This window comes from Embleya sp. NPDC059213, assembly GCF_042754445.1.
Classification (GTDB): Bacteria; Actinomycetota; Actinomycetes; order Streptomycetales; family Streptomycetaceae; genus Embleya.
In genome coordinates this window covers 1-16812 of the sequence record NZ_JBHZAV010000102.1, presented here as the reverse complement: position 1 = coordinate 16812, position 16812 = coordinate 1, and the positions used below count along the sequence as shown (strand labels likewise).

The following is a 16812-nucleotide window of genomic DNA, read 5'->3' as shown; positions in this document are numbered from 1 at the left end:
CGTTCCCTTTGGTGACCATGTCACCGGCCTGTGACAGCGCCGTCGTGGTACGACGACTCCCATATCTTCCCGGTCCGCGACCTCGCCATAGTGATCGAGCAAGCACCGCGGAGCCCAACCGGCTCCGGGCTTCAATCACCACATACCAAGGGGTCGTTCATGTTCGGGAACCGCAGCAGGGCCTTCCTCCTCTCCGCCGCCGTCGTCGGCGGCGCGATGATGATGACGGCATGCCAGGGCACCGACTCGGGCAACGCCGCACAGGGCAACACCCCCGCCGCACAGGGCGCACCCGCCGCCGGAAACCCCGTGGCCCCACCCGCCGCGGCCACCACCGGCGGCCAGGCCGGCGGGGGCGGCTCCACCGGGAGCACGACCTCCACCAAGGACTCCGCCGGGAGCACCACCTCCGTCACACCGAACAAGTCCACCAGGACCGGTTCCGGGTCGGGGTCGGGATCCGGTTCCGGTTCCGGTTCCGGTTCCGGTTCCGGTTCCGGCAACAGCGGCGGTCCCGCCAAGTGCCGTACCGACGACCTGAGCTTCCTCGCGGACGACGCCACCATCGACGGCGACGGCGACCGCACCGTCGTGGTCACCCTCAACAACCTCGCCGGCGACTGCTCGATGCTCGGATTCGCCGGTATCGACCTCAAGACCAGCCAGGGCCCGCTGTCGGCCAAGCGCACCAACGAGCCGGTCTTCCCGATCGTCCTCAAGCGCAGTACGTCCATCTCGTTCGGCATCCACTACCCCGACAACGACTCCGGCGGCTCCGGCGTCCGCATCACCGGCCTGCTCGTCACCCCGCCCGGCGAGACCAAGGCCGCCGACATCCCCTGGCCCGGCGCCGCCACCCTCCCCGTCACCGACGGTTCCGGCTCCCCCGTCACCGTCGGCCCCATGGGCAGCGCCGGCCAGGGCGGCTGACCCGGCTCACCCTCCCGCGCACCGGTACAGGCGAGGACGGTCGTTCCTCGCCCGCGCCCGGCGCAGCGGGAACGGACCCTCCGAAAGTGAATGAGCGGGACAACTTTCGCTCTCTTACCGGGTGTTCGCCCAGTGTGAATACTGACGGCGTGGATCCCAGCGCCGCGTTACGCGACTTCCTCGTGTCCCGTCGGGCCCGCCTGCGTCCCGAGGATGTGGGACTGGCCGAGCAGGGCCCTCGCCGGGTGGCGGGCCTGCGACGCGAGGAGGTGGCCGCGCTCGCGGCCGTCAGCCTCGACCACTACATCCGGCTGGAACGCGGCCAGGCTTCGCGGGTGTCGGACACCGTCCTGCAGGCGGTCGCGAGCGCGCTGCGGTTGACGTCGGGCGAGCGCCGCTATCTGTTCGCCCTCGCCCGGTCCGGCGCCGCACGCGGTGCGGATGCGAAGGTCGATGCGGACGCGGGCACCGGAGTACGGCCGAGTGTGCAGTCGATCCTGGACTCCCTCGCCGACACGCCCGCCTACCTGGTCGGTCGCAACGGCCTGTTGCTGGCCTGGAATCGTCCGGCGGTCGAGGTGTTCCTCGATTTCGCCGAGATCCCCGCTCCTCGTCGCCTGATCGGCCGGCTGGTCTTCGGCGACCCACGCTCGCGGTTGTTGTACGCGGACTGGGAGGCCAAGGCCCGGGAGGTGGTGGGATTTCTGCGCACCCAGGTCGGCAATCGCCCGCACGATCCGGCGCTCGCCGCGCACATTCGGGAACTGCTCTCGATCAGTGCGGACTTCCGCCGACTCTGGTCGGCACAGGACGTTCTCGAACGCGCGCACGGCTCCTGTTGCATCCTGCACCCCACGGCGGGACCGCTGATGCTGAACTACGAGACGCTGCAACCGTTCGACACACCGGAGAAGCTGCTCGTCGTCTACGCCGCCGAGCCCGGCTCCGCCTCGGCGGCGGCAGTACGGGAGTTGTGCGCACAAACCCGAGTGGCCCAGTGATCGCGGACAGCCCTTGATCGGGATCGGCGGGCACACGCGCGGGAGTTCTGGTTTGCTGGAGGCTTCCCTGTCGGCGTGGTTGGCGGAAGGCCGTTTTACTGCTGTGGAGTTGCTCGCGATCGGTTTCGTGGCCGTGGTTGGTGGTGGCGTGCTCGTGCAGGCCGGGCGGGTCGCTCGGATGCATGAACTGGTGATCTGGCGAAGGCTGTTGCCACTGGTCCTCGCACTGCTCGGAGTGGCCACGAGCCTGCTGAGGGCGGAGGACGTCGTGCTCGTCGCCGCGTTGATCGCGTTGCCCTGCTACGTGGCCTCGGTGTTGTTCGCGCAGGCGGAGATCCACCGCGAGGACGACGAGGCCCTGCGCGGCTGATCCCCCGGCCGAAGCCGGCCCGTCACGAACCGGGCCCCGGGCCCAATCCGAGACCGAAGACCCGCCATCGCTTCGGCGTGACCACGCCCAGGCTGGTGCCCTCCCGCGACAGCGGGCGGCGCTGTTGCGCCAGACCCGCCTCGCCCAGGATGTGTCGCATCGCGAATTCCCAGCGCTCCTGCGCCCACTCGTCCTCGCGCATGGTCACCTCGCCCCACACGATGACGTGCGCGATGTCGCCGTCCCGCGCCATCGACAGGCACACGCGCGGGTCGTGCTCCAGGTTCGCCTTCTTGGTGCGGCCGGTGAGGCTGAGGTAGAGGTACTCGTCGTCGTACGCGAGCATCACGGGTGTCACGTGCGGCTCCCCTGTCGGGGTCACCGTGCCCACGTGCACCCAGTGCTCCGGATCGCCGAGCATCGCGTCCAGAGCCGTCCTCAGTTCGGGGTCGATCATGGAGGATCCGCCTTTCGCAGCACAGGGGCCTCATGGCCACCGTACTGCGCCCGTCGCCCCACCGGTCACGCGATTACCGCCCACCGGATGGCAGGAAACCATCCGGCGGTTGTACGAATACATCCGGAAGTCGTTCGAGTACGTCCGGAAGTCGTTCGAATATGCCTAGAAGTCGTCCGGATACGGCGCCGACAACACCTCGGCCCCGGCCGGCTCCGGCGTGGTGTAGCCCGGCAGCAGCTCGGACAAAAGCGCCCGCACCGCGTTCGTGTCGTTCACCGCCGCCGCGTCGTACAGCTCCGGCAGCCGCACCACCGCGTCCAACGCCTGCCCTGGCGGCACGGTCGCCTGGATCCGCCGATGTTCGGTGGGCAGGCGTTCCTCGGCGGACGAGAACAGTGCCTCGTTGAGCTTCTCGCCCGGCCGCAGGCCGGTGAAGCGGATCGGCACGTTCGGCAGGTTCACCTGTTCGGCGAACTTGTGCACCAAGTCCACGATCCGCACCGGCTCGCCCATGTCGAGCACGAAGATCTCGCCGCCCTGGGCCATCCTCCCTGCCTCCAGGACCAGCCCCACGGCCTCCTCGATGGTCATGAAGAACCGGGTGACGTCCGGGTGGGTGACGGTGACCGGGCCGCCCGCGCGCAGCTGTTCGGCCAGTACGGACAGCAGCGAGCCGCGGCTGCCCAGCACGTTGCCGAACCGGACACCGGCGAACACCCCCGGCGCCTGCGTGTTCGCCTGCACGATCAACTCGGCCAGCCGCTTGGTCGCGCCGAGCACCGAGACCGGGTCGGCCGCCTTGTCCGTGGAGATCAGCACGAAACGCTCGACCCCCACATCGAGCGCGGCCCGAACCAGGTTCTCGGTGCCCAGCACGTTGGACTTGACCGCCTCGCACGGATGCCGTTCGAGCAACGGCAGGTGTTTGTGCGCGGCGGCGTGGAAGACCACCTCCGGCTTGAGGTCGTGGAAGAGCTGTTCGATCCGCGGCCGATCCCGGATGTCCGCGATGACCAGCGTCTCGTCGTCGAGCAACGCCTCGCCCCACACGTCGAGTTGGAGACGATGCAGGTTGGATTCGTCATGGTCGAGCATGTACATCCGGCTCGGCCCGAAGCCGTAGACCTGCCGGCACAACTCACTGCCGATCGACCCGCCCGCGCCGGTGATCAGCACCCGGCGGCCCGCGATCACCTCGCGCACCGACGCCGAGACCACGTGCAGTTCCTGCCGCCCGATCAGTCGGTTGACGTCGAGCATGCGCATGTCGCTGCCGACCACGTCGCGCCGCAACGCGACCAGGAAGGACGGCAGATACCGTACGGCGGCGCCGATCGCGGCGGCGCCGGCGGCCACTTTGCGAAACTCCTCGTGCGGCAGCCCCGGGATGGCCAGCACGACCACCTCGATGCCATGCTCCAGTGCCACATCGGTCAGGGCGGCAAGACCGCCCAGGACCGGAAGCAGATGTTGTGGGTTGTCCGCGTCGGCGACCCGGATCCCGTCCTTGTCGGGGTCGTCGTCGAGAAATCCGATCGGGCACAACCCGAAATCGGGTGTCCGCAACAGATCTCGCGCCAACGCGCTGCCAGCCGACCCGGCCCCCACGACCAGGGTCCGCAGACCCGCTCCCGAACTCTCCGTCGCTGCTGAACTCCGACCCATCAAGCCCCCCTTGGTCAGGTGCAGCGTGATCGGCATGGATCGTGCACCGACCACACGCGGCACCGACACACCGATACGGGTGAGCGCCCCCATCGCACCACGCCCACCCCGGCGGTCGTACGCGACTGCCCCAATTACCCCCACGACCCCGGTGGTCCCACAGTCGCCCCGTCACTTGTGGCCCAGGCGTATCGCTCGGACCAACAGCCGCGCAGGCAACCACCGGCACTCGGGATTCAGCGTAAGGCCCACCTTCGGCCCCCGTCGCGGTTTTGCCCAAACACCCGCAACTTCGCCTTTTCCGTGTCCACAAAGGATCACCGGGTAATCGTCGAGGCTTTCCCGGCCCGTTTCCCGGCCGTCATCGCGCCATGCCCGCCCACCACACACCCCGAGGTGGGCACGTGTCGAGTCCCCCGAGCAACCTCGAACGCCCGGCCGGAGCCGGGCAACACCACGAGCATCGCCGCGGCAACACCACGCGGCACCACGGATCATCACCGCGATACGACGAATCGGCCCCACTCGCGAAGATCGCGAATGGAGCCGATTCCGAATCCCTGCCGGATCAACGGTGTCCGACCGCGCTCACCCGGAGCAGTCGCCGCCCCGCCCGATTGCGGTCACGCGGTCACCCGTCAGTCCACCACCGGCGGAGCCGACGTCCGGTTGCCCGTCCACGTCTCCTCCTCCTCGTGCAGGTAGTCCGCGCGCTGCCGCCGGTTGCGCTCGTCGCGACCGCCGCCCGCGCCCATCCCACCGCCGCCGCGCATGCCCGCGCCGCGCGCACCGCCGACCTGGCTGCCCGCGCCCGCTCCGGGCCGACCGGCCAGGCCGCTGCCGCCGGAGGAGAACTGGCCCGAGGCGCCCGCGGTACGCGGGGTGCCGCCGACCACGCCACCGCTCTGCCCGGTGAACCGCCGGCCGCCGGCGCCGCCACGCGGGCCGGTGCCGGGGGGGTTGTTCTGGCCGGTGCCGCCGCCGGTCGGGCCGCGCCCGGTCGGCTTGCCTCCGGTGAGACCCTCGGTGTTCGAGGTCATGTTGGGACCGCGCCCGTTGTTCAGCGGATTCGAGGTCAACTGCGCCTTCGAACCACCGGACTTGCCGGGCGGGAAGCCACCCGTCTTGCCGCTGGGCGGGAATGCGTTGGTCTTGCCACCGGGGAACATCGGCAGTCCGTTGGGCAGCCCCTGCTGACCACCGGGGGGCGTGCCGACAGGACCCTGCCCCGGAGCGATCGGACCGGGATCGGGCAACGTCGCCGGGCCGTTCTGGAACGGGCCCGTGCCGAGCAACCCGGTGTCCTTCGGCGGCACATACCCGCCGCCGCCGGCACCGCCGGCGACCGAACCGACGCCGCCCGGACCGACCGAGCCGTCGACCTGGTTCGTGCCGCCGTCGCCCGAGGGACCGTGGCCGGGGATCAGCGTGCCGCCGTCCTTGCCCACGCCGGTCTTGACCGTCGAGTAATTCGAGGTCCGACGACCGCCGTTGGTCGTCCCGCCGCCACCGCCGTGCGACACGGTCGGCAGCGCGGGCAGCGGCGGGAAGTCGACCGCCGGCGCCTTGGCCAACGTCTCGGTGGTCACCGTGTAGGTGCTGCTCAGGCTTTCCATCCGGCGGATGGCTTCCTGACGCGCCTTCTCCAGCTCGGTCTTGGCGGAGGCCACCATCGCCTTCTTGTCCGGGGTGTCCCCCGGCTGGCAGACCAGCCGCTTGTCGCCGTTGCTGTCCACGATCATCTTGGCGTTCGCCGGCACCTCCGGCATGGTCAGCAGCGCGAAGCTCAGCTCGCTGCCCGCGTGGTCCATCGCGGTGCCGACCGCGCCCGAGTGCTGGGCGAACTTACGGGTCGCGACCATGACCTTGCCGGTCCACTCGCGAAAGCTCTCCGCCGACTTGCCGGTCCACTCGAGACGACTGATCCGCGTCTCCAGCGCCGTCGTCAGCGTCTCCAGCGTCTCCTTGGCATCGAGCAACGCCTTACCCGATGCCGTCAGTTCGGCAGGTCGTGCGCCGTCGATCATGCCCTTCAGCGCTTCGTGCGAAAAGTCCTCGAAGTTGGTGGGTCCGCTTCCCCACCCGCCGCCACCGCCACCGCCATCCAGCATGTCGTCACCCCGTCCCCGTAGTTCCCGTCACGTCGAATCTCGAGCCGCTCAGGGCTTCTTCGCCGGCGGTGCGGGAGCCGGCACGTTGTTCGCGTAGTCCTCTTGCAGTGACTTGTACTTGGCGGTGAACTCCGCCTCGTTGCCCTCGTACGTGCCCTGCACGTACTGGATGGTCATCTGCATCGCCTCGATCTGGCGCTTGAGCTGGGTCGACAGGTCGATCAGCTCCGAACGCACGTCGACGTACGCCGACCACAGCCTGATCGCTTCCCCGAAGTTGCCCGAGGCGTCGAGTTCGACGCGGTTGTCGACCAGCTTGTGCGGAGCCGCCGTGGACGCGTCGAGGTCGTCCAGAGCACGCTGGACGTCCTTCTGGAACTGCCGCATCGATTCCAGCCCGGCGGACATCGCCTGCATGTCCGACGCGGAGACCCCCGTGGGTCCGCCGTCCCCGATATCCGCTATGAGCATCTGCCACACTCCCCCGTGCGTGGAGCCGATACCTCACCCCGTCACCACGCAGCTAGTTACCAACGCGCCGCACGTTGCCCCGTTTGCCGAGGCGGCGCATCGCGGCACACCCGTATCAGTGTCCCCAGACTACATAGCCGATGTGACCGATGGGTACGGGGTAACCCTCGGATCGGCCCTGCTCCGGGTATCGATCGGATGAACCATCGCGGCCCGCATCACCCGAAACATCGGCTCGTTGAAGCCGCCTCCGGCCGCCGCCAAGGCCGCGGCCCGCGCTACTCGGTCTCCTCCGCGAGTTCGAGCCAGCGCATCTCCAACTCGTCCCGCTCGTCCCGGATCGCGCGCAGTTCGGCGTCCAGCGTGGAGACCTTGTCGAAGTCGGTGGCGTGCTCGGCCAGGCCGTCGTGCACCTTCTTCTCCCGATCCGCCAGCTTGGACAACTGCCGCTCCACCCGCTGGAGTTCCTTCTTCGCCGCTCGGGTGTCGCCGCCACCGCGCCGGGTCGGCGCGGCGGTTGCCCCCGCCTCGACCGCGTCCCGGCGACGCTTGAGGTATTCCTCGATGCCGCCCGGCAACATCCGCAACGTGCGGTCGCCCAGCAGCGCGAGCACGGTGTCCGTGGTGCGCTCGATGAAGTACCGGTCGTGGCTGACGATCACCAGCGAACCGGGCCAACCGTCCAGCAGGTCCTCGAGCTGGGTCAGCGTCTCGATGTCCAGGTCGTTGGTCGGTTCGTCCATGAACAGCACGTTCGGCTCGTCCATCAACAACCGCAACAACTGGAGCCGGCGCCGCTCGCCACCCGACAGGTCGGAGACCGGCGTCCACTGCTTCTCGCCGGTGAAGCCGAACTGCTCGCACAGTTGACCGGCCGTCATCTCCTTGCCCTTGCCGATCTCGACCCGCTCGCGGATCTGCGACACCGCCTCCAGGACCCGCAGCGTGGCCGGGAGTTCGGCGACCTCCTGGGAGAGGTAGGCGAGCTTGACGGTACGACCGACCACGACCTTGCCGGCGGCCGGCTGCTTCTCCTCGTACGCCGCGTCCTTGAGCGCGCGCAGCAGCGAGGTCTTGCCCGCGCCGTTGACCCCGACCAGGCCGATCCGGTCGCCCGGGCCCAGGTTCCAGGTCAGGTGCTCCAGCAGCGTCTTGGGGCCCGCCTCGATCCGCACGTCGAGCAGTTCGAAGACGGTCTTGCCCAGCCGCGCGTTGGCGAAGCCGCGCAGCGCCTGGGTGTCGCGCGGCGGCGGCTCGTCCGCGATCAGCTCGTTCGCCGCCTCGATCCGGAACTTGGGCTTGGAGGTACGTGCGGGCGCGCCGCGCCGCAACCAGGCCAGCTCCTTGCGGACCAGGTTCTGCCGCTTGGTCTCCTCGGTGCTCGCGATCCGCTCGCGCTCGGCCCGGGCCAGCACGTACGCCGAGTAGCCGCCCTCGTAGTCGTGCACCCTGCCGCCCTGCACGTCCCACGTGCGGGTGCAGACCTCGTCCAGGAACCAGCGGTCGTGGGTGACCACGACCAGCGCGGAACGCCGGGTCTTGAGATGGCCGGCCAGCCACGCGATGCCCTCGACGTCGAGGTGGTTGGTCGGCTCGTCCAGGATGATCAGGTCGTGCTCTTCGATCAGCAGCTTCGCCAGCGCGATCCGGCGTCGCTCACCGCCCGACAAGGGGCCGATGACCGAGTCGATGCCGCTCTCGAAGCCCGGCATGGCCAGCCCGCCGAACAGCCCGGTCAGCACGTCGCGGATGCGCGCGTCGCCCGCCCACTCGTGCTCCGGACGGTCCCCGACGATCTCCTGGCGCACGGTCGCCGCCGGATCGAGGTCGTCCTGCTGGCTCAGGATGCCCAGGCTGAGCCCACCCACGTGGGTGACCCGGCCGGAATCGACCGGCTCGCGCTGGGCCATCACCCGGATCAGCGTGGTCTTGCCGTCCCCGTTGCGGCCCACGACCCCGATCCGGTCGCCTTCGGCGACGCCGAGGGACACCTCGTCGAGCAGGGTGCGCATGACATACGCCTTGCCGACTGACTCAAGATTGACCAGGTTCGCCATCAGACCGAACCGCCATACCGCAACGCTCGCATTCGACCAACTCTAACGGTCCGCGCTACACCGTGTTCTCGCGCTCCACCGGAACGACCCGACGCGGCAACACCCGGGCCCCGGGCACCGCGCCGAACGCCACCCGCGCGGCCCGGCAGGTGCCCGATTCGATCAGCCGCTCGGCCACCACCTGCGCGGTATCGCGGTCCGGCGCCAGAAACGCGCACGTGGGCCCGGACCCGGACACCAACGAGCCGACCGCCCCCGCGGCCATCCCCGCGGCCAGCGTCGCGGCCAGTGCGGGCCGCAGCGACAGGGCCGCCGGTTGCAGGTCGTTGACCAGGCCGGCGCCCAGCGCGTACGCGTCGCCGGCGCGCAATGCGGCGATCAGCTCCTCACGCGGCGCGGGCCGCTCGACCCGCACGCCCGCCACCTCGCGCAACCGGTCGCACTCGCCGTACACGGCCGGCGTGGAGAGCCCACCGTCGGCCAGCGCGAACACCCAGTGGAACCGCGCCGTGGTCGGCACCGAGGCCAGTCGCTCGCCGCGCCCGGTGCCGATCGCGGTACCGCCCAGGTCGGAGAACGGCACATCGCTGCCCAACTCCGCGCCCAACCGGCGCAACATCTCCCGAGGTGTGTCGCCGCGCCACAACGTGTCGCACGCGAGCAGCGTCGCCGCCGCGTCCGCACTGCCGCCCGCCATCCCGCCCGCGACCGGAATGCCCTTGCGAATGTGGATCCGCACGTTCGGCTCACGACCGAGCCGGTCGGCCAGCAGGATCGCCGCGCGCGCGGCCAGGTTGCCGTGGTCCAGCGGGACCTCGTCGATGTCCTCGCCCTCGCAGGTCAGGCTCAGCCGATCCGCGGGCGTGACGGTGACCTCGTCGTACAGGGACACGGCGTGGAAGACGCTGACCAGCTCGTGGAAGCCGTCCGGCCGCACCCCACCGACCGCGAGCTGCAGATTGACCTTCGCGGGAACACTGACGGTGACGGAAGACACGGCGCGTGGAACTCCTTCGTGGCCCTGCCAGGCCTCTTCGGACGGGTGCCGTGCGAACTCCCCGGCACCGTCGCCGATGGTATCGACGGCGGCAGCGTCCCCTCCGTCGCGGGTCAGTCGCGGGGCTCGTTCGGGCGATCGCCGGGCTCGTTCGGCGCGGCCTCGGCGGCTTCGCCCGGCGAGGTGCGACCGGTCGGGTCGGGGCGGTGCTCGGCGATCCTGGCGAACGCCTCGACACCCAGTGCCTCGCCGCGCGTGCGCGGATCGATCCCGGCCGCGCGCAGCGCCTGCTCGGCACCCGCGGGGGAGCCGGCCCACCCCGCCAGGGCCGCCCGCAGCGTCTTGCGGCGCTGGGCGAACGCGGCGTCCACGACGGCGAACACCTCCTGGCGGGTCGCCGTGGTCTTCGGCGGCTCGCGGCGCACGAACGAAACCAGGCCCGAGTCGACGTTGGGCGCCGGCCAGAACACATTGCGCCCGATCGCACCCGCGCGCTTGACGTCGGCGTACCACGCGGCCTTGACCGACGGCACGCCGTAGACCTTGCCACCGGGCGTCGCGGCGAGCCGGTCGGCCACCTCGGACTGCACCATCACCAGGAGCCGGTCCAACGACGGGAAGGTCTGCAACATGTGCAGCAGCACCGGCACGGACACGTTGTACGGCAGGTTCGCCACCAGCGCGGTGGGCGCCGGGCCGGGCAACTCGGTCACCGTCATCGCGTCCGCGTGCACGAGGGCGAAGTCGGCCGCCCGTTCGGGCATCCGGGCCGCGATGGTGGTCGGCAGGTGCCGGGCGAGCACCGGGTCGATCTCGATCGCGACCACGCGGGCGGCACTCTCCAGGAGGGCCAGGGTCAACGAACCGAGTCCGGGGCCGATCTCGACGACGACGTCCTCGGGCCGCACACCGGCGGTGCGCACGATGCGCCGCACCGTGTTGGCGTCGATCACGAAGTTCTGGCCGAGCTGCTTGGTCGGGCGTACACCCAGGGCCTCGGCGAGCGCACGGATGTCCGCGGCACCGAGCAGTCCCGGTCCCGCGGGAAGATCACTCACGAGTAGAGCCTACTGCCGCACAGCGGCCACGGACTCGACCCGCGCTGGACGAACATGAGCTTTGCCCGATATGTCTGTTCCGATGCCGGTGCCTGACTCGCCACCCCGGTACCGCCCATCGACTGCCAGGTCTGCGCGTCGAACTGGTAGAGCCCGTGATAGGTCCCCGAGGCGTCCACCACGTTGGCCCGGCCGCCCGACTCGCACTGCGCGAGCGCGCCCCAGTTGAGCTGGTCCGCCCCGGCCACCGAGTTGGGCATCTCCTTGGTACCGATCTTGATGAGCTGGTTGACCGGCTCCTTGACCACCTTCTCGGAGACCTTGCGCGGCTCCTGCCGGACCCCGTTGATCGTCTCGTACGAGTAGGTGATCTGACGCAGGCCGGTCTCACCCTTGGTGACGACCGTGTCGGTCCCCTTGTACTGGGTCGGGTCGTCCTGCTTCGTGGTCTTGAACGGGATCTTCTCGTCCTTGGTCACCGTGCTGCCGGTGACCCGCAGGATCGAGACGGTCTGCCCCTGCTGGGGGTAGGAGTCGGTCGGCGTGTCCACCCGGTCCTGCGGCCCTATCGAGATCCCGGCCTGCTCCAGCGCGGCCTGCACGGTCTGCGCGTTGGTCCGCAGCGGGATCGTCTTGCCGTCCACCAGGAAGGTGATCGCCCGCTCGGTGCGCACGTCCAGGTTGAGCCCCTGCCGACCGATCGGCAGATCCCGGGAGACCGACAGGTACGCGCCGTCCGCCCGCACGCCGACCTGCTCCAGCGCCTCGGCCACCGACTTCGCGGTCACCCAGACCTGCTGGGGTCGGCCGTCGACGGTCATCGTCAGCAGTCGGCCGTAGCGCACCGCGACCCGGTCGCCGTCCTCCAGGCTCGCCTTGCGCCCGGGCGCGACGATGTCGTGCTCGCCGACCTTGATCTCCTGACGGCCGAGCAGCCCGGAGACGTCCGAGGCGAAGGTGTGCACGGTGCGCTCCTCGCCGTCCACGACGAGCGTCACCGTCTTGTCGTAGGCGACGAAGGCCGTGGTGCCGCCGACCAGGACGGCGACCACGAGGGCCTGGGGAACAAGGGTGCGCAGCGAGGGTCCGGGGCGACTGCCGCCCCGACCCGCCCGGGCGGTGTTGCGCCTGCGGGCGGAGCCGGCGGAACGACTCAACGGTGCTCCTGGGGGATTCCGAGGGGGCTGGTCCGGGGGTGTTCTCCGGAGGCCGGGCCGCTGTTCCACCCGACGAGCATCGGACTGTACACGGGCGCGGACCGGGCGCCGCCCGTCCCCCGGTCGTCCGGGGGACGGGCGGTCGCGGCGAGCAACTACGCGGGGGCGAAGGTACGTTCGGCGTTGGCCGCGAGCGCGGCGGCCAATTCGTCCTCGGTCAGGCCCTTGACCTCGGCCATCGCGCGCACGGTGATCGGCACCAGGTAGGGCGCGTTCGGCCGACCGCGGAAGGGCACCGGGGTCAGGAACGGCGCGTCGGTCTCGACCAGGAGCAGGTCGATCGGCGCGACCACGAGCGCGTCCCGCAGTGGTTGCGCGCTCGGGTAGGTCACGTTGCCCGCGAAGGACATCACATAGCCGAGTTCGGCGCAGGTCTTCGCCATCTCCGCGTCACCCGAGAAGCAGTGGAAGACCACCCGTTCCGGTGCGCCCTCCTCGGCCAGGATCCGCAACACGTCCGCGTGCGCCTCGCGGTCGTGGATCACCAGCGGCTTGCGGTGCCGCTTGGCGATCTCGATGTGCCTGCGGAAGGACTCCTGCTGCGTGGCCACGCCCTCGTCGCCGGTGCGGAAGTAGTCCAACCCGGTCTCGCCGACCCCGCGCACGTGCGGCAACGCGGCCAGCCGATCGATCTCGGCGATCGCCGCGTCCAGGGCCTCGGCACCCCCGGGCGCCCGACGCTGCCCGGACCAGCCGTCCGGGTCGCCGAGCACAATCCGCGGCGCCTCGTTCGGATGCAGTGCCACCGTCGCGTGCACCCGCTCGTGGGCGGCGGCGGTCTCGGCCGCCCACACCGAGGACGGCACGTCGATGCCCACCTGGACCAGCGTGTCGACGCCGACCGCGGCGGCGGCCGACAATGCCTCGGCCGGCGTCGTCTCCTGCAGGTCCAGGTGCGTGTGGGCGTCCCACACCGGCACCCGCAGTGGCTCGGGCGCGGGCGGCGCACTGGTGTCGCGGGCTCCGCCGTCCCGGCGCTTGCGCTTGCTCAAGGGTCAGGCGTCCTTCTTCTCTTCGAGGCGCGGGAACAGGATCGCGCCCTTGGTGACCGTCGCCCCGGCCGGCAACTGCCCCCAGCGGCCCGCGTCCTGCACGTGCTGCGCGGCCAGCGGGCCCAGCTCCGGCTCGGCGCCGAGCGAGTCCCACAACTTCTGCGCGGTCGCCGGCATCACCGGGTTGAGCAGCACGGCGAGCGCGCGCAGCGACTCGGCCGAGGTGTACAGGATCGTGGCCAGCCGCGCCCGCCCCTCGGGGCTGTCGTCCTTGGCCACCTTCCACGGCTCCTGCTCGGTGATGTAGCCGTTGACCAGCTTCACGTAGCCGAACACCGCGTCCAGACCGGCCTGGAAGTCCAGCGCCCGGACCCGGTCGTCGGCGAGCGACACGGTCTCGATCAGCGCGCTGTGCAGGGCGCCCTCGGCGTCCCCGTCGGCGGTGGAGGCGGGCAGCGTGCCGTCGAAGTACTTGCCGACCATGGCCGCCACGCGCGAGGCGAGGTTGCCGAAGTCGTTGGCCAGCTCCGAGGTGTAGCGCGCGGAGAAGTCCTCCCACGAGAAGGACCCGTCCTGGCCGAACTGGATCGCCCGCAGGAAGTAGTAGCGGTAGGCGTCCACCCCGAAGTGGTCGGTGAGTTGCTGCGGCGAGATGCCGGTCAGGTTCGACTTGCTCATCTTCTCGCCGCCGACCATCAGCCAGCCGTTCGCGAACACCCGGCCGGGCACCGGCAGGCTGTTGGCCATCAGCATCGCGGGCCAGATCACCGCGTGGAAGCGCAGGATGTCCTTGCCGACCAGGTGCACATCCGCCGGGAAGGTGCTCTCGAACTTCGCCTCGTCCGCGCCGTAGCCGACCGCGGTGGCGTAGTTGAGGAGCGCGTCGATCCACACGTAGATGACGTGCTTGGGGTCCCACGGAACCGGGATGCCCCAGTCGAACGTGGACCGCGAGATGGACAGGTCCTGCAGGCCCTGCCGGACGAACTGGAGCACCTCGTTGCGGGCCGAGGCCGGCTGGATGAAGTCCGGGTTGGCCTCGTAGAACTCCAGCAGGCGGGGGCCGTACTCGGAGAGCTTGAAGAAGTAGTTCTCCTCCTTGAGCATCTCCACCGGGCGCTTGTGGATCGGGCACAACTTCTGCCCGTCCTCGCCGTCGAGCAGGTCGCCCGGCGCCTTGTACTCCTCGCACGCCACGCAGTACGGGCCCTCGTAGCCGCCCTTGTAGATCTCGTCCTTGTCGAACAGGTCCTGGACGAACTCCTGGACCCGGTCGGTGTGCCGCTTCTCGGTGGTGCGGATGAAGTCGTCGTTGGCGATCTCCAAGTGCTCCCAGAGGGGCTTCCACGCCTCCGTGACCAGCTTGTCGCACCACTCCTGCGGAGTGACGCCGTTCGCCTCGGCCGTGCGCATGATCTTCTGACCGTGCTCGTCCGTGCCGGTGAGGAACCACACCTTCTCGCCGCGCTGGCGGTGCCAGCGGGTGAGCACGTCGCCTGCGACGGTCGTATAGGCGTGGCCCAGGTGCGGGGCGTCATTTACGTAGTAAATGGGCGTTGTGACATAGAACGCCTTCTCGCGCTCGCCCGCAGTGATGTCAGTGGTTCCAGTGGCCGCCATACCCGGAATCCTACGGCCGGCGTGACGGCGCCCGCCCCCGAGTATCGGCGGGGGCGGGCGACGACGGGCGTGCGGCCCGGAGCGGGCTCAGGCGGAGCGGTGCAGCGACGGCAGGTGCCACCGCGAGGCCCCGCGCGGGGCGGGCACCTCGGCCGCCTTGTCGGCCTTCGCGACCTTGACCGGCTTGACCGGCTTGACCGCCTTGGTGGGCCCGACCCCGGAGCCGCGGGTCACCGAGGTGACCCGGCCGGCCGGGAGTATGCGCAGGCGGGTGCCCTCGCAGTGCTCGCAGGCGGGCTTGGTGAACGGGGACGGGACCAACGCCCCCTCCGAGTAGTAGCGGCAAAGTCGCGAACCGTGCAGATCGGTCGCGTGGTGAATCTCGTAGTCGCGCTCCCACCCTCGACCACACGACAAACAAACGAAGGCGTAGGACTCGTGCACCACCGTCGGGTTCTCCATGACGACCTCCTCACACGGGCGCGCCCACCGACTGGTTCAGGGGGCTTCCCGTGACCGGTATCCATGGAATGCCCGAACGGGGCCTTCCGTATCGGCACATACGGTTCCTTGACGGGCGCCAACACGGAATATGGATAACCGGAAAGACTCATCACCCAATCGAGTGCAGTGCCGTACCTGCCCGTTGCGTGCGCTTGACCGTCCGTCCACCTCGATCCGCGCGGGCCCGAATCGACGCGAACACGCTGCGTCGCAGCCCTCGCACGCAGCGTCCCCAAACCGCCTCCACGCGTGGCGGGTCAGCCCTTCTTGGCCGCGACCACCGCGTCGAACACCACCCGCTTGGGCACGCCGACCTCCGCGGCCACCGCCGCGATGGCCTCCTTGCGCGGTTGGCCGGCGGCCTCGCGCCCGGCCACCCGCTCGACCAGCTCGGCCGGGCCGATCTTCGAGGGGTCGGCGGGCGGCGCGCCGGCGACCACGACGGTGATCTCGCCCCGCACCCCCGGCTTCGCCCACTCGGCGAGCTCGGCCAGGGTGTCCCGGCGGACCTCCTCGTAGGTCTTGGTGAGCTCGCGACACACCGCGCCGCGGCGGTCGGCGCCCAACGCCTCGGCCATCGCGGCGAGCGACTCGGCGAGCCGGTGCGGCGCCTCGAAGAAGACCATCGTGCGCGGCTCGGCGGCGAGCTCGGCCAGCCGCCGCCCGCGCTCGCCCGCCTTGCGCGGCAGGAACCCCTCGAAGCAGAACCGGTCCACCGGCAGACCGGACAACGCGAGCGCGGTCAGCACCGCGGAGGGTCCGGGTACGGCGGTCACCCGGATGTCCTCGGCCACCGCCGCCTCCACCAGCCGGTAGCCCGGGTCGGACACCGACGGCATGCCGGCGTCGGTGACCAGCAACACCCGCTTGCCCTCGCGCAGCGCCTGGACCAGTTCCGGCGTGCGCGCCGCCTCGTTGCCCTCGAAGTACGACACGACGCGCCCGGGCACCTCCACACCGAGCGCGCCGGCCAGTCTGCGCAGCCTGCGGGTGTCCTCGGCGGCCACCACCTGGGCCGTGCCGAGTTCGACGGCGAGCCGCGCGGGCGCGTCGTTCACGTCACCGATGGGGGTGCCGGCCAGTACGAGTACGCCGCCCTGAGTGCTCTGCTCTTCGTGTTCCACTGCGCCATCCTCCCCTTTGCCGCGCCCCGGTCGGTCCGCGCGTCAATACGATGCACGGGTGACGAGTGACGTGGCGACCGATCAGCCGACCCGAAAGCACCCCCCGGAGGGGGCAGCGGAGTCCCCCGGCAGCTCCGGGCCCGCACGTCCGGAGCCGCGCGGGTGGGCCTGGTCGCTGGCTCGGTTCGGGTATCGGGATCGGCCGCCGACGTCGTTGCGCGAGCGGTTGGTGCCC

Annotated in this window: 15 protein-coding genes; 3 read left to right on the top strand and 12 right to left on the bottom strand. The window is 70.4% G+C overall.

Annotated elements, in window-relative coordinates; all coding sequences use genetic code 11:
• Positions 1-159 precede the first annotated feature (159 nt).
• From ACFXMF_RS30540 to ACFXMF_RS30530, 3 genes are all read left to right on the top strand, one after another.
• Positions 160-930: a DUF4232 domain-containing protein gene (locus ACFXMF_RS30540; protein WP_379989342.1), complete on the top strand. Its 771-nt coding sequence runs from the start codon at positions 160-162 to the stop codon at positions 928-930.
• A gap of 149 nt (positions 931-1079) precedes the next feature.
• The gene (locus ACFXMF_RS30535; protein WP_379989343.1) at positions 1080-1931 is read left to right on the top strand and encodes a helix-turn-helix domain-containing protein; all 852 of its coding nucleotides are present in this window, start codon (positions 1080-1082) and stop codon (positions 1929-1931) included.
• A 52-nt stretch (positions 1932-1983) separates the two neighbouring features.
• Positions 1984-2301, top strand: coding sequence for a hypothetical protein (locus ACFXMF_RS30530; RefSeq protein ID WP_379989344.1), 318 nt, complete (start codon positions 1984-1986; stop codon positions 2299-2301).
• Positions 2302-2323: 22 nt separating this feature from the next.
• On the opposite strand, the gene ACFXMF_RS30525 is transcribed toward ACFXMF_RS30530, so the two are convergent.
• The 12 genes from ACFXMF_RS30525 to rsmI form a co-directional block, all read right to left on the bottom strand.
• The gene (locus tag ACFXMF_RS30525; protein ID WP_360308419.1) at positions 2324-2758 is read right to left on the bottom strand and encodes a pyridoxamine 5'-phosphate oxidase family protein; all 435 of its coding nucleotides are present in this window, start codon (positions 2756-2758) and stop codon (positions 2324-2326) included.
• 165 nt (positions 2759-2923) lie between these two features.
• Entirely contained in the window at positions 2924-4462 is a 1539-nt protein-coding gene (locus ACFXMF_RS30520; protein WP_360308416.1) for a nucleoside-diphosphate sugar epimerase/dehydratase, read from the bottom strand.
• A gap of 602 nt (positions 4463-5064) precedes the next feature.
• Positions 5065-6537 (bottom strand): hypothetical protein, encoded by a 1473-nt coding sequence (locus tag ACFXMF_RS30515; protein WP_360308413.1) that lies wholly within the window; start codon positions 6535-6537, stop codon positions 5065-5067.
• Between the two features lie 48 nt (positions 6538-6585).
• Positions 6586-7008 (bottom strand): hypothetical protein, encoded by a 423-nt coding sequence (locus ACFXMF_RS30510; RefSeq protein ID WP_360308410.1) that lies wholly within the window; start codon positions 7006-7008, stop codon positions 6586-6588.
• A 278-nt stretch (positions 7009-7286) separates the two neighbouring features.
• Positions 7287-9068, bottom strand: a complete 1782-nt coding sequence (locus ACFXMF_RS30505; protein WP_360308875.1) for an ABC-F family ATP-binding cassette domain-containing protein — start codon at positions 9066-9068, stop codon at positions 7287-7289.
• A 52-nt stretch (positions 9069-9120) separates the two neighbouring features.
• Complete coding sequence (locus ACFXMF_RS30500; RefSeq protein ID WP_360308407.1) at positions 9121-10062, bottom strand: 4-(cytidine 5'-diphospho)-2-C-methyl-D-erythritol kinase; 942 nt, start codon at positions 10060-10062, stop codon at positions 9121-9123.
• Positions 10063-10175: 113 nt separating this feature from the next.
• Positions 10176-11120 (bottom strand): 16S rRNA (adenine(1518)-N(6)/adenine(1519)-N(6))-dimethyltransferase RsmA, encoded by a 945-nt coding sequence (gene rsmA, locus ACFXMF_RS30495; protein ID WP_360308404.1) that lies wholly within the window; start codon positions 11118-11120, stop codon positions 10176-10178.
• Complete coding sequence (locus ACFXMF_RS30490) at positions 11117-12277, bottom strand: ubiquitin-like domain-containing protein (protein WP_360308401.1); 1161 nt, start codon at positions 12275-12277, stop codon at positions 11117-11119. The genes rsmA and ACFXMF_RS30490 overlap by 4 nt, the downstream gene beginning before the upstream one ends.
• Before the next feature lie 155 nt (positions 12278-12432).
• Complete coding sequence (locus tag ACFXMF_RS30485; protein WP_360308398.1) at positions 12433-13329, bottom strand: TatD family hydrolase; 897 nt, start codon at positions 13327-13329, stop codon at positions 12433-12435.
• Between the two features lie 3 nt (positions 13330-13332).
• Entirely contained in the window at positions 13333-14949 is a 1617-nt protein-coding gene (metG, locus tag ACFXMF_RS30480) for a methionine--tRNA ligase (RefSeq protein WP_360308395.1), read from the bottom strand.
• Positions 14950-15036: 87 nt separating this feature from the next.
• The gene (locus ACFXMF_RS30475; protein WP_360308392.1) at positions 15037-15411 is read right to left on the bottom strand and encodes a hypothetical protein; all 375 of its coding nucleotides are present in this window, start codon (positions 15409-15411) and stop codon (positions 15037-15039) included.
• A 299-nt stretch (positions 15412-15710) separates the two neighbouring features.
• On the bottom strand, positions 15711-16577 hold the full coding sequence (rsmI, locus tag ACFXMF_RS30470; RefSeq protein WP_360308389.1) for a 16S rRNA (cytidine(1402)-2'-O)-methyltransferase: 867 nt from the start codon (positions 16575-16577) through the stop codon (positions 15711-15713).
• Positions 16578-16812: the final 235 nt, after the last annotated feature.

Excerpts from the sequence above, each read along its gene's own strand:
- ACFXMF_RS30540 (WP_379989342.1), top strand. The coding sequence starts at position 160 with ATGTTCGGGAACCGCAGCAGGGCCTTCCTCCTCTCCGCCGCCGTCGTC.
- ACFXMF_RS30525 (WP_360308419.1), bottom strand. The coding sequence starts at position 2,758 with ATGATCGACCCCGAACTGAGGACGGCTCTGGACGCGATGCTCGGCGAT.
- ACFXMF_RS30475 (WP_360308392.1), bottom strand. The coding sequence starts at position 15,411 with ATGGAGAACCCGACGGTGGTGCACGAGTCCTACGCCTTCGTTTGTTTG.
- metG (WP_360308395.1), bottom strand. The coding sequence starts at position 14,949 with ATGGCGGCCACTGGAACCACTGACATCACTGCGGGCGAGCGCGAGAAG.
- ACFXMF_RS30510 (WP_360308410.1), bottom strand. The coding sequence starts at position 7,008 with ATGCTCATAGCGGATATCGGGGACGGCGGACCCACGGGGGTCTCCGCG.
- ACFXMF_RS30515 (WP_360308413.1), bottom strand. The coding sequence starts at position 6,537 with ATGCTGGATGGCGGTGGCGGTGGCGGCGGGTGGGGAAGCGGACCCACC.
- ACFXMF_RS30520 (WP_360308416.1), bottom strand. The coding sequence starts at position 4,462 with ATGCCGATCACGCTGCACCTGACCAAGGGGGGCTTGATGGGTCGGAGT.